Origin of the sequence: Dermatobacter hominis (assembly GCF_020715685.1) — a bacterium.
Lineage (GTDB): Bacteria > Actinomycetota > Acidimicrobiia > Acidimicrobiales > Microtrichaceae > Dermatobacter > Dermatobacter hominis.
In genome coordinates, this window is record NZ_CP085840.1 from 4,024,615 (window position 1) to 4,037,822 (window position 13,208).

Below are 13,208 nucleotides of genomic sequence, written 5' to 3' on the forward strand. Positions count from 1 at the left end.
GCCGACGCCTTCCGCCTCGGCGGCCCGGCGCAACTACCGTGCGCACGTGGCAGCGGGCACGGCGACACCGGTGGGCATCGGGGTGGTGGGCATCGAGCACCTGCACGTGTTCGAGCTGGTCGACGGGCTGGTCGCCGCGGGCTGCACGCCCGTGGCGCACGCGTCGGCCTCCGATTCGCTCGCGGACCTCTACGGCACCTGGCAGGCCTCCTCGGAGCCGGTCGGCGCGGAGGCGGTCCTGTCGGACCCGCGCGTCGACGTGGTCGTGCTGGCCGGCGTCCCCGCGGACCGGGCCGACGTCGCCGTCGCCGCCCTCGAGGCCGGCAAGGACGTGCTGTCGGCGAAGCCGGGCGTGACCACGGCGGCGCAGCTGGCACGCGTCCGCGGCGCGGCGACGGCATCGGGCCGGCGGTGGTGGGTGCTGTTCTCGGAGCGCTACGCCAACCCGGCGGTGCTGCGGGCCGTCGAGCTGGCGCGCACCGGCGCCATCGGGCGGGTCGTGCACGTCGAGGCGTCCGCACCCCACCGGCTCTCACCCGACGAGCGGCCCGCGTGGTTCTTCGACCGGGAGCGTGCCGGCGGCATCGTCGTCGACCTCGGCACCCACCAGGTCGACCACTTCCTCGCCGCCACCGGCGCCGACGCCGCGGACGTGCAGGTCGTGGCGTCGGCCGCCGGCTCGACGCGGGACTGGGGCGACGATCCGGCGCGAGCCGGGTTCGAGGACGTCGGTGAGCTGGTGCTGGCCGCGCCCGGCGTCCGGGGGCACCACCGGATCGACTTCCTCGAGCCCGACGGGTTCCCCACCTGGGGCGACACCCGCCTGGTCATCACCGGCACCGACGGCCGGCTCGAGGTGCGGATCGCGGTCGGCGACGACGGCCAGCACGAGCCGGCGGCGGTCTGGATCACCGACCACCGGGGCGTCCACCGCGACGACGAGGTCCCCGAGGCGACGTGGGCACGCGACCTGCTCGCGGACCGGGCCGACGGCGGCGAGCGGTTCATGGCGCGCGACCACGCGTTCGACGTCACGGCGCTGGCCCTGCAGGCCGCCGCGGCGGCGAGCGGCTGGGGGACGGCATGAGCGACCGGATGATCGACGGTGGGGACCGGGCCGAGGGCGCGACGCCGCCGTACGACCTGCTCCGGCCGGGCCGGCGCATCACGGGCATGTCCGCCGTGCTGCTGCCGTTCTCCGACCCCGACACGCCCGACGTCGACGGGTTCCTCGCCCACCTGGACCGCACGGTCGAGGCCGGGCTCGTCCCCGCCATCAACATGGACACCGGCTTCGGTCCGACGCTGACCGGCGAGGCGAGGGCGGAGCTGCTGCGCCTGGCGCGCGACGCGGTGGCGGGCGAGGTGGTCGCCGGCGCGCACGTCGCCGACCTGCCGGGCGACCCCTTCGACCCCGACGCCCTCCACGCCGAGGTCGACCGCCTGCAGGAGGCGGGAGCGACGCCGATCCTCTTCCCGTCCCACGGGTTGGCGGAGCTCGCCGACGACGAGGTGGTCGAGGCGTGGGCGCGGGTGGGGGAGCGCTGCGAGCGCTTCCTCGGCTTCGAGCTGTCGCCCGAGTTCCACCCCGCCGGGCGCATCCTCGGGCTCGACGCCTGCCGCGCCGTGCTCGACATTCCCACCTGCGTGGGGGCCAAGCACTCGTCGCTGTCGCGCGAGCCCGAGTGGGACCGGCTCCGGCTCCGCGACGAGCTCCGCCCCGACTTCCTCGTGCTGACCGGCAACGACCTCGCCGTCGACATGGTCTGCTACGGCAGCGACTACCTGCTCGGCATCACCACGTTCGCCCCCGACCTCTTCGCGGAGCGCGACCGCCGCTGGGCCGCCGGCGACCCAACGTTCCACCAGCTCAACGACGACCTGCAGTACCTCGGGCGCTTCGCCTTCCGCCGCCCGGTGCCGGCCTACAAGCACTCGGCCGCGCAGTTCCTCCGGCTGCGGGGCTGGATCGACGGCGACCAGACCCAGGCCGGCGCGCCCGAGCGCCCGGCGACCGACCTGCCGATCCTGGCCGAGATCGCCGACCGCCTCGGCGTGCTGCCGGCATGAGGGCCCGACGATGAGCGCACGCCGCCTCGAGCACCCGCAGATCAAGCAGTACGGGACGCCGGCCGAGCTCCGGGAGCGGCTGGCTGCGCTGGGCCTCGACCTGCCCGTCGACGACGTCATCGACCCGTCGGCCGACCTCGCGCAGCCCCTGGCGATCGCCGATGCCGCCCGCCCGCTCGTCGCCCCGAACCGGTTCGCCATCCTGCCGATGGAGGGCTGGGACGCCGAGCGCGACGGCGCGCCGAGCGACCTGGTGCGCCGCCGCTGGCGGCGGTTCGGTTCGTCGGGGGCCGGGCTCGTCTGGGGTGGCGAGGCCGCTGCGGTCCGCCACGACGGCCGCGCCAACCCGAACCAGCTGGTGATGGCCGACCACACGGCCGAGGACGTCGCCGGCCTGCGTACGGAGCTCGTCGAGGCCGCCGCCGAGGTCGGGGTCGCGCCGGTGGTCGGGCTGCAGCTCACGCACTCGGGTCGCTGGTCGCGGCCCGACGGCGAACCCGCGCCGCGCACGGCGCGGCTCGACCCGGTGCTCGACGAGCGCGTGGGCGCGGGCGAGCACACGCTGCTGTCCGACGGCGAGCTCGACGAGCTCGCCGCCACGTTCGTCCACGCCGCCGGCCTTGCGGCGGCGGCCGGCTTCGACTTCGTCGACGTCAAGGCGTGCCACGGCTACCTCGGCCACGAGCTGCTGATGGCCCGCGACCGCGAGGGGCGCTACGGCGGCGACCTCGAGGGCCGGACCCGCTTCCTGCGGACCGTCGTCGCCGGCATCCGCGACGAGCACCCGGCGCTCGGCATCGGCGTGCGGCTCAGCCTCTACGACCCGGGCCCGCTCCGCCCAGGACCCGACGGGGTCGTCGAGCCGGTCCCCGGAGCGATCGAGGGGTTCGGTCCGGTCGGCCCCGACGGCCGGCCCGACCTGACCGAGGCCGTCGAGGTCGTCCGCCTGCTGGCCGGTGCCGGCGTGCGCATGGTCTGCACGACGGCGTCGAGCCCGTACTGGGCGCCGGCGGTCCAGCGCCCTGCGTGGTTCCCCCCGTCGGACGGCGCGCTGCCGGCGCGGGACCCGCTCGTCGACACGGTCGTGATGCTGGCCGCGGCGCGGGACCTCCGGGCCGCGGCACCCGAGGGGACCGTGGTGGTCGGCACCGGCTTCACCTACCTGCAGCAGCACCTGCCCGAGGTCGGCCAGGCGCTGCTGCGCCAGGGCTGGGTCGACTCGGTGGGCCTCGGGCGGATGGTGCTCAGCTACCCCGAGCTGCCCGCCGACGTCCTCGCCGGCCGATCGCTGCAGCCGCGCAAGGTCTGCCGCACGTTCTCCGACTGCACCACGGCGCCGCGCAACGGCCTGGTGTCGGGGTGCTACCCGCTCGACCCCTTCTACAAGGAGCGCCCCGAGCGGGTGGAGCTGGCTGCGGTCAAGCGGCGCATGCGGGCCGGCTAGCCCGCGCCGTCGGGCACGGCGTCGGTCGTGCGGGCCGGGCTACTTGTAGCCGACCATGATCCGCTCGACCCACGAGGCGGGGGCGGCGTTCATCAGGGTGCCGAGGTCCCAGTAGTCCCACCAGCGCGTGACCTTGCCGTCCTCGTCGAACTGGTGGATCGACACGAAGGGCAGGACGACCTCGTCGCCGGTGTCCCACGTCCAGTGCTCGCGGTGCTCGGTCACGACCGTGTCGCCCTGCGCCGTGACGCTCCAACCGGGCACGTGCTCGTAGCCCGCGAGCGGCTCGAGCCCGAGGCGCAGCCGGGCGGCCACCTCGGCCGGGCCGAACGCGCCCTCCTCGGGGGCCGGCACGTCGCGGTAGTTGCCGTCCGGGGTGAACCACGCGCCGACGGCGGCGAAGTCGCGGCGGAACAGGTCGGCCCAGAACCGCTCGATCAGCTCGGCGTTGCGAGCGGCGCGATCGGCGGGCGCAGCGTCGTCGGTGGCGTCGGTCATGGCGCGGCACCCTAGCCACGGCGGCGGGGGAGCACCGTGGCGACCGGCGCCCGTGCGATGATCCGGTCGTGAGCGAGCAGCCCGACGGGAAGGGCGCGGTCCCGGCGCCCGACGCGGCGGGTGCGGGCGCGTCCGATGCGAGCGCACCGGACGGCACCGACGGGTCGGGCGGGCCCCGTCGGGTCCAGCGGACGAAGGACCGCATCGACGGCACGCGCGAGCGCGTCGGGATCGTCGTCGAGCGCGTCGTCGCGGCCCGGCCCGACACGCCGCTGATCGACACCGGCTTCGAGCTCTACGAGCGGGACTCCCGCATCGCGGGCGGCATGCTGGCGGGGGCGATCGCCTTCCGCCTCTTCCTGCTCGTCGTGCCGCTCCTGCTGATCCTGGTCGCCGGGCTGGGGTTCCTCCACGAGAGCGAGAGCGAGCGCGGCGCGTCGGATCAGCTCGGCTTCTCGCAGGCGCTCGTCGACACGATGTCGACCGTCGGCGCCAACGCCGCCCGGGGGCGCTGGATCACGCTGTGGGTCGGGCTCGTCGCCACGGTCTTCGCGGTCCGCACGCTGATCAAGTCGCTGCGGATCGTGCACAACCTCGCGTGGGGCACCTCGCGCAAGCCCTCGGCCAACCGCCCGCTCGACGTGCTGGTCGGCGTCGGCGTCGTCGCCCTGGTCATCGCCATGATGGCCGCCGCCCAGTGGGCGCGGGCCCGGACGCCCGGCGGCGGGATCCTCGCCTCGGTCGTGATCGGCGTGGTGGCGACGGGGATCTACCTCGTCGTCGAGCTGCTGCTGCCGCGCGCCGAGGGCACGTCGTGGCTCGGGCTCGTGCCCGGCGCGGTGCTGGTCGGCGCCGGCACCCAGGCGCTCCACGCAGCCACGGTCTTCTACTTCGCAGGGCGGGTGTCGCGGATGTCGGAGACCTACGGGCCCCTGGGCGTGGCGATCGTCGTGCTGCTCTGGCTCTACATCCTGGGCCGCCTCATCGTCGGCGCCGCCGTCCTCAACGCCGGGCTGACCGATCGCCGGACACGCGGCGTGGCCACGTGGTCACCGATCGACATGTCCCTGTTCCGGGGTCGATGAGGCGGTTCGTACATTTTCGTACCGCCCGTCAGAAAAATGTTGAACGGGTCCTTGATTTCGAGGACGGTTCGCGGCGAGAGTGACCCTCGTCTCGTTCAGGGAGATCGAGGTGGTCGGCCCGCTCCAGCGGACCGGCAGCGGTGAATCGGGGGTTGTGGGTGATGATGAGGTTCCGCATCTACTTCGTCGCGCTCTTGGGAGCGTTGGCGCTGGCAGCGGGGGCGTGCACGCCGCCGACGACGGGGGGTGGGGGCAACCTCTCGCCGACCGCCGTGGCGGCCGCCAACCCGACGTCGGGCCAGGCGCCGTTGCTCGTCCAGTTCTCCTCGGCGGGCTCGGGTGACACCGACGGCTTCGTCGACGACATCGTCTGGGACTTCGGCGACGGCGCGACATCGGCCGCCCCCAACCCCGTGCACACCTACGTGACCGGCGGCGCCTTCACCGTGACGCTGACCGTCACCGACAACGGCGGCGCCACGGCGAGCGACACGTTGCTCGTCAACGTCGAGCCGCCCGACAACTACCCGCCGACCGCGATCATCGGGGCCAACGCCACCACCGGCAAGGCGCCCCTCTCGGTCACCTTCGACTCGAGCGGCTCGACCGACGTGGACGGCGCGATCGTCAGCCGCGAGTGGGACTTCGGCGACGGCTCGCCGACGTCGCCCGACGTGGCGCCCACGCACGCGTACGCGGCCCCCGGCCTCTACTCCGCGGCGCTGACGGTGACCGACGACGCCGGTGAGTCCAACACCGACACCCTCGTGATCTCGGTTGCGGCCAACCAGCCCCCGACGGCGGTCGCCGCGGGCACGGGCACGACCGGCAAGGTGCCGGTGACGGTGGCCTTCTCCTCTGAGGGCACCGACGACGCCGACGGCACCGTCGTCTCGCTCGACTGGGACTTCGGCGACGGCTCGCCGCACTCCTCCGTCGCCTCGCCGATCCACACGTACACGACGCCGGGCACCTACACGGCGACGCTGACGGCGACCGACGACAACGGCGACACCGACACGGCGACCGTCGAGGTCACCGTCAACGCCAACCAGGCCCCGACCGCGGTGGCCAACGCCACGCCCGACAGCGGCAAGGCGCCGCTCGGCGTGATCTTCTCCTCCGCCGGCTCGGTCGACAACGACGGTTCGATCGTCGCCTACGACTGGGACTTCGGCGACGGCACGCCGAACGACACCTCGGCGAACCCGTCGCACCTCTACTCGGCGCAGGGCACCTACACGGCGACGTTGACCGTCACCGACGACGACGGCGCTACCAACACGGCGTCGGTGGTCGTGACCGTGGCCGCCCCGAACGTGGCGCCGACCGTGGTCGCCGTGGCCGACCCGGCCTTCGGCAAGGCGCCGCTCGAGGTCGACTTCTCCTCGGCCGGCACGACCGACGCCGATGGCACGATCACCTCGTACTCGTGGACCTTCGGCGACGGCTCGCCGGCCACGTCGGACGAGAACCCGACGCACACCTACACGACGCCGGGTTCGTACACGGCGACGCTGACGGTGACCGACAACGACGGTGCGACCACGACGCAGCCCGTCACGGTCGACGTGCTCGCCAACGTGGCGCCGACGGCCCAGGCCACCGGCACCCCGCTGACCGGCAAGGAGCCCCTCGAGGTCGCCTTCGACGCCACCGGCTCGACCGACCCCGACGGCACGATCGTGTCGTACGAGTGGGACTTCGGTGACGGCGAGAACGGCACCGGGGCCACGCCGACGCACACCTACGAGCTCCCGGGTTCGTACACGGCGACCGTCACGGTCACCGACGACAACGGCGACACCGACGCGACGTCGGTGAACATCGTGGTCAACCCGAACCAGGCCCCGACGGCGGTCGCCAACGCGACCTCGTCGACCTCGGGCAACGCGCCGCTCACGGTGACCTTCGACGGCACCAACTCGAGCGACCCGGACGGGACCTACACCCTCAGCTGGGACTTCGGCGACGGCTCCGACGTCGAGACCGGTGACACGCCGACCCACACGTTCACCGACGTCGGGACCTACACGGTCACGCTCACGGTGACCGACGACAACGGCGCCACCGACACCGACACGATCACGATCACCGCCGAGGACCTGGTCCTGCGGGTCCGTGACGGCGGCAACGACGCCGGCACCGGCTCGGTCGACGATCCGTTCGACTCGATCGGCGCGGCGCTCACCGCCGCCGTCGCCCGGGGCAAGGTCCGGATCGACGTGGCCGGCGGCGCCTACGACGGGTTCTCCGTCGTCGGCGGGATCGACGTCTACGGCGGCTACGACCAGAGCTTCGAGCTCGGTGGCGGCGACGGGGCGACCGAGGCGGTCGTCACCGGGGCCGCCGGCTCCGCCGGCGTCATCGCCGACGGCCAGGCCACGCCGACCATCATCGACGGCATCACGATCCAGGGCGGGGGCGGCGTCAACGCCACCGGCGTCCTGGCGACGAACGGTTCGGTGCTGACGCTCGACGACGTCGAGGTCGACTCCGGCGCCGCCAGCGGTGCCGGCTCGAGCGCCTACGGCCTCCGGGCCCTCAGCGGCTCGAACGTGACCGTCCTGAACTCCGACATCACGGCCCAGGACGGCGCCCAGGGCGCCGGCGGCTCGCAGGGCGGCAACGGGAGCGGCGGCGCCAACGGCATCGCCTCCACCGGCAACCCGATCATCGGCGTCGCACCCGGCGGCGTGAGCGCCGGCGGGACCGGCCTGGCCCGCTCGGGCAAGGGCGCCGACGGGGCCCAGAACATCCTGGGCACCGCCAACGGCAAGGTCGGTGAGAAGGGCGGCAACACCGGCAACGCCGGCGACGGTGGCGGCCTCGGCGGCATCGCCGGCGTCAACGCCGCTCGCGGCGGCGGTGGCGGTGGCGGCGGCACCTCCAACGAGGCGGCCGGCGGCGCCGGCTCGGCCGGAGGGACCGCCTTCGGTGCCCTCGGCGACACCTTCGTCGGCGTCAACGCAGGCACCGGCGGTGCCGGTGGCATCGGCGCCGGTGGTGGCGGCGGTGGCAGCGGCTGGGCCAACGCCACCCGCTCCGGCGCCGGCGGCTCCGGCGGTGTCGGTGGCGGCGGTGGCGCCGGCGGTACCGGCGGCAGCGCCGGTGGCGGCTCGTTCGCCCTCTACTCCAACAACGCGACCATCACCGCTGACAACACCACGCTGACCACCGGCCTCGGCGGAACCGGTGGCACCGGTGGCACCGGTGGCACCGGTGGCAAGGGCGGCAACGGCGGTCCCGGCATGTCGGTCGGCGGCGTCGGCGGTGGCGGTGGCGGCGGCGGTGCCGCTGGCGGCCGCGGCGGCTCCGGCGGCGGCGGTGGTGCCGGCGGTCCGTCGATCGCGGCCTTCCACAACGGCTCCGGCACGCTGAGCGTCACCAACCAGACCAGCACCACCGGCGGCGGCGGTGCCGGCGGTGCGGGCGGCGCAGCAGGTGCCGGTGGTGCCGGTGGGACCGGCGGTGCCTTCGGCACGGGTGCCACCAACGGCGGCGCCGGCGTCAACGGCTCGACGGGCCAGCTCGGCAACGTCGGGTCCACCGGGAGCACCGGCGTGGCCTTCACCACGTGGGACAACGGGGTCACCGGCTGAGGGCCGGTGACGTGAGACCGGCCGGGGGTGCGGCGATCCCGCACCCCCGGCCCGGTCCGAGTTCGAAGCTCCCGCCGTCACCGGCGGGGAGCGGGCAGTGGAGATCGAAGCAGTGCGGAACGGGGATCAGGAGATGGGTGCGATGACCAGGAACGGGACGGGGCCCGGAGGGGCCCGGAGGAAGAGGGGGACGCCGGCGCTGGTCGCGCTCGTGGCTGCGGCGCTCGTCGCCGCGGTGCTGGCGATCATGCCGTTCGGCGCCGACGCGCAACCGGTGTCGAACCCGGGGCCGTTCAACATGAAGATCACCGGCGGCAACATGGCGATCAAGGAGACGTCGTTCGATCTGACGGCCAAGCCGCTGCCGGCGTGCTCCGACGCCGATGACAACGACGACGACGGGGCGACGGACTTCCCGGCGGACCCGCAGTGCACCGCCGCCAACGACAACAGCGAGCTCGCCTCGGGCTACCAGCCCAAGGAGGACACGACGATCGCGGGCACGATCACCGCGTCGGGCGCCGTCAGCGTGCCGCAGAGCGGCGTCTACTTCCCGCCGGCCTACCTCGAGGCATCGGGTGCGGTCATCACCGCGACCATCCAGCCGACGGCCGCGGCCACCGGCAACCTCAACCCGCTGACCGGTGTGGCCAACGTCAACGTCTCGGTCCGGGTCAAGCTGGAGGGCAGCCCCTCGGGCATCAGCCTCGGCAGCTCCTGCTACATCGGGCCGATCTCGCTGGCCCTGACGACCGGCACGACGAACCCGCCGGCGCCGAACACGCCGATCACCGGCGTGCCCTACGACGCCTCGACCGGCGTCGCCACGATGGTCAACAACTCGTTCAGCGTCCCGGGCGCCAGCGGCTGCGGCCCGCTCGGCCTCGCCAACGGCGAGCTCAACAGCCAGCTCGGCCTTCCGGCCGCGTCGGGCACCAACACGGCGGTCCTCATCGGCAGCGTCAACCCGATCATCGGCAAGGGCGTCAAGGCCGACTTCACCCCGTCGGTCACGACCGGCAGCGCGCCGCTGACCGTGAACTTCAACGGCACGACCTCGACCGCCGCCAAGACGATCACCAGCTACGCCTGGGACTTCGGCAACGGCCAGACCGGCACGGGCTCCACGGCCTTCACCACCTACAGCACGCCGGGGACCTACAACGCCAAGCTGACGATCACCGACAGCGACGGCGACGTCGACTCCAAGACCGTGCCGATCACCGTCAACGAGCCGCCGAACGCGCCGCCGATCGCGGCCATCGGCACCTCGGGCTCGTCCGGCAACGCGCCGTTCACCGTGAACTTCACCGGCAGCGGCTCGTCCGACCCCGACGGGACGATCTCCAGCTACGCCTGGGACTTCGGCAACGGCCAGACGGCCACCACGGCCGATGCCTCGACCACCTACAACTCGGCGGGCACGTACAACGCCACGCTGACGGTGACGGACAACAAGGGCGCGACCAACACGGCGACCCAGGTCATCACCGTGGCGCCGAAGCCCAACGTCCCCCCGACCGCCGTGGCCAACGTGGTCTCGATCGTCGGCACGGTCCCGATGACCGTCAACCTCTCGGGCGCGAGCTCGAGCGACTCGGACGGCACGATCTCGAGCTACGCATGGGACTTCGGCAACGGCCAGACGGCCACCGGCGTGACCACGCAGGTCACGTACACCACCGCCGGCACCTACACGGTCACGCTCGTCGTGACCGACAGCCAGGGCGGTACGGGCACCCAGACGGTGAACATCGACGTCTCGGAGAACCCGAACATCGCTCCGACGGCGGTGGCCGCGGCCACCCCGACGTCGGGCACCGCGCCGCTGTCCGTGAGCTTCGACGGCAGCGAGAGCTCCGACCTCGACGGCACGATCGTCAGCTACAGCTGGAACTTCGGCAACGGCCAGAGCGGCTCCGGGGTGACCGCGTCGGCGAGCTACACGATCCCCGGCACCTACGACGCCGTCCTGACGATCACCGACAACAGGGGGGCGACGAGCACGGCGCACACGACCGTCCTCGTCAACCGGCCGCCGAACCAGGCGCCGCTCGCGCAGGCCTCGGCCACGCCGTCGACCGGCACGGCACCGCTCCTGGTGCAGCTGAGCAGCGCCGGCTCGAGCGATGCCGACGGCGCCATCGTCAGCTACGCCTGGAACTTCGGTGACGGCCAGAACGGCACCGGGCCCTCCCCGACGCACGCCTACACCGCAGCGGGGACCTACACGGCGACGCTCACCGTCACCGACAACCAGGGGGCCACGGCGCTGAAGAGCACGACGATCACGGTCGTCGCACCGAACCAGCTGCCCACGGCGGTCATCCAGGCCTCGCCGACGGCCGGTCCCGCGCCGCTGCTGGTCAACCTCAACGGCGCCTCGTCGACCGATCCCGACGGCTCGATCGTCCAGTACACCTGGGACCTCGGCAACGGCCAGACGGCGACGGGGCCCACCACCTCGACGACCTACTCGGCGGCCGGCACCTACACCGTGAAGCTGACGGTGAAGGACGACAAGGGCGCCCAGCGCTCGGCCACCCAGGCCATCGTCGTGAGCGGTGCCAACGCCAAGCCCGTGCCGGCGCTGCTGGCGCTGCCCACCTCGGGCGTCGCACCGCTGCTGGTCACGGTCAACGCGACCGGTTCGGTCGATCCCGACGGCTCGATCGTGAGCTACCAGTGGGACTTCGGCAACGGTCAGACCGCCAACGGGCTGCTCAGCCAGGTCACCTACACCACGGCCGGCACCTACACGATCACCCTCACGGTGAAGGACAACAAGAACGCCACCTCCACGGCGACCGAGACCATCGTGGTCGACCCGCCCCAGACGGTGACCGACCGGGTCCGGATCCAGTTCAACGGCGCTCGCAACTACGCCTACGAGGGCCGGACGACCACGGGCAACCTCTACATCAACCGTGACGAGTTCGGCATCTCGAAGGTCGGCGGCAGCGCCGGCTACGTCGGCCCGGGCGGGTCCTCGGGCACGATCACCGTGGACCTGAACCGGTTCCTCTGGTTCAACTCCTTCCTCGGGACCGTGACGGTCAACGACTCGCAGAACGGGATCGGCAACCTGTCGTCGCAGGTCGTGTTCACGGCGCTGTCCAGCCCGTCGGCCAACTCCGCCCGACTGTCCGGGACCTGGTACCTGGGCGGCCAGTGGTGGGACCCGGCCTCGGCGTACGGCTTCGCCTTCACCATCGACGACAGGGCCTGAGCCGGGCCACCGGCCCCGGCAGCAGAGGAGGCAGCGACGTGTCCTTCCACCGTGCGAGGACGATCATCGCCGTGGCGCTCGCCGCGGTCGCGCTCGGCGCGACCGCGGCGTGCACGCCGCCGGCCGACGGCGGAGGCGGCGCGACGACCACGTCGACGACCACGACCGTCCCGGGCGGCAGCTCCGCGGTGACCAAGGTCGTCTCGGGGCGCCAGCACACCTGTGCGCTGCGGGCCAACGGCACCGTGCGGTGCTGGGGCAACAACAGCTTCGGCCAGCTCGGCAACGGCAGCTTCACGTCGTCCTCGAGCCCCGTCTCGGTGGTCGGCCTGACCGGCGCCACGTCGCTCGCCGCGGGTGGGTTCCACACGTGCGCGACCAAGTCGGACACGACGGTCGTGTGCTGGGGCAACAACGCCGACGGCCAGCTCGGTGACGGCAGCTGGACCTCGACGAGCACGCCCGTCACCGTCTACAACCTCACCGGCGCGACGTCGGTCGCCGTCGGCGGCTCGCACACCTGTGCGCTGAAGAGCACCGGCACGGTCGTGTGCTGGGGCGACAACTTCAGCGGCCAGCTCGGCACCGGCTCGACCACCTCGGCCGCGACACCGCGCAGCGTGGCCGGCCTCACCGGCGCCACCGCGGTCGCAGCCGGTGACGCGCACTCCTGCGCCCTCCGCAGCACGGGCGGGGTCTCGTGCTGGGGCGCCAACGTGAACGGCCAGGTCGGCAACGGCACGTTCATCACCGCCACCGTGGCCGGCGCGGTGGTCAACCTGCCGAACGCCACCAGCGTCGTCGCGGGCGGCGGCTTCAGCTGCGCCACCCGCAGCGGCGGGCTCGGGCCGGTGTGCTGGGGCGAGAACCTCTACGGCCAGCTCGGAAACGCACAGGTGCTCCCGCCCCCTCCCCAGGAGGGTGACCCGCCGCCCCCGCCGCTGAAGGAGAACACGCCGCAGGTCGTCGTCGACCTGGCGGCCGTGAGCTCGATCGGTCGGGGCTCGGACCACGCCTGCGCCGTCGCGGCCGGCGGCTCGGTCTGGTGCTGGGGTCGCGACGAGGCCTCGCAGCTCGGCGACGCCGGCACCGACGCCAGCTCGTCGCCGGTCGCGGTCGGTGCGATGGTCGGCGCCACCGCGGTCACCGGGGGCGAGGCGCACACCTGCGTGCTGCGCAGCACCGGCGCCGTCCAGTGCTGGGGCGCCAACACCTACGGGCAGCTGGGCACGGGCAACACGAACCCGTCGCAGGTCCCCACCAACGTCGTCGGCCTCTGA

At 73.4% G+C, this 13,208-nt stretch carries 8 protein-coding genes; 7 read left to right on the top strand and 1 reads right to left on the bottom strand.

What is annotated here, in order from left to right:
* Window positions 1-46 precede the first annotated feature (46 nt).
* Genes LH044_RS18860 through LH044_RS18870 form a run of 3 tightly spaced genes read left to right on the top strand, consistent with a single transcriptional unit; the run spans window position 47 to window position 3,514 of the window.
* The gene (locus LH044_RS18860; RefSeq protein ID WP_227757186.1) at window positions 47-1,087 is read left to right on the top strand and encodes a Gfo/Idh/MocA family protein; all 1,041 of its coding nucleotides are present in this window, start codon (window positions 47-49) and stop codon (window positions 1,085-1,087) included.
* Window positions 1,084-2,070: a dihydrodipicolinate synthase family protein gene (locus LH044_RS18865; RefSeq protein ID WP_227757187.1), complete on the top strand. Its 987-nt coding sequence runs from the start codon at window positions 1,084-1,086 to the stop codon at window positions 2,068-2,070. Before LH044_RS18860 ends, LH044_RS18865 begins: the two co-directional genes overlap by 4 nt.
* A gap of 10 nt (window positions 2,071-2,080) precedes the next feature.
* Complete coding sequence (locus tag LH044_RS18870; protein ID WP_227757188.1) at window positions 2,081-3,514, top strand: oxidoreductase; 1,434 nt, start codon at window positions 2,081-2,083, stop codon at window positions 3,512-3,514.
* Between the two features lie 39 nt (window positions 3,515-3,553).
* On the opposite strand, the gene LH044_RS18875 is transcribed toward LH044_RS18870, so the two are convergent.
* Window positions 3,554-4,012 carry a nuclear transport factor 2 family protein gene (locus LH044_RS18875; protein ID WP_227757189.1) on the bottom strand — a complete coding sequence of 153 codons (459 nt, stop codon included), beginning with the start codon at window positions 4,010-4,012 and terminating at the stop codon, window positions 3,554-3,556.
* Window positions 4,013-4,080: 68 nt separating this feature from the next.
* On the opposite strand from LH044_RS18875, the gene LH044_RS18880 reads away from it, so the two are divergent.
* The 4 genes from LH044_RS18880 (at window position 4,081) to LH044_RS18895 (ending at window position 13,208) form a co-directional block, all read left to right on the top strand.
* Window positions 4,081-5,097 carry a YhjD/YihY/BrkB family envelope integrity protein gene (locus LH044_RS18880; protein WP_227757190.1) on the top strand — a complete coding sequence of 339 codons (1,017 nt, stop codon included), beginning with the start codon at window positions 4,081-4,083 and terminating at the stop codon, window positions 5,095-5,097.
* 161 nt (window positions 5,098-5,258) lie between these two features.
* Window positions 5,259-8,699, top strand: a complete 3,441-nt coding sequence (locus tag LH044_RS18885) for a beta strand repeat-containing protein (RefSeq protein WP_227760128.1) — start codon at window positions 5,259-5,261, stop codon at window positions 8,697-8,699.
* A gap of 142 nt (window positions 8,700-8,841) precedes the next feature.
* Window positions 8,842-11,928: a PKD domain-containing protein gene (locus LH044_RS18890; protein ID WP_227757191.1), complete on the top strand. Its 3,087-nt coding sequence runs from the start codon at window positions 8,842-8,844 to the stop codon at window positions 11,926-11,928.
* Between the two features lie 38 nt (window positions 11,929-11,966).
* The gene (locus LH044_RS18895; protein WP_227757192.1) at window positions 11,967-13,208 is read left to right on the top strand and encodes an RCC1 domain-containing protein; all 1,242 of its coding nucleotides are present in this window, start codon (window positions 11,967-11,969) and stop codon (window positions 13,206-13,208) included.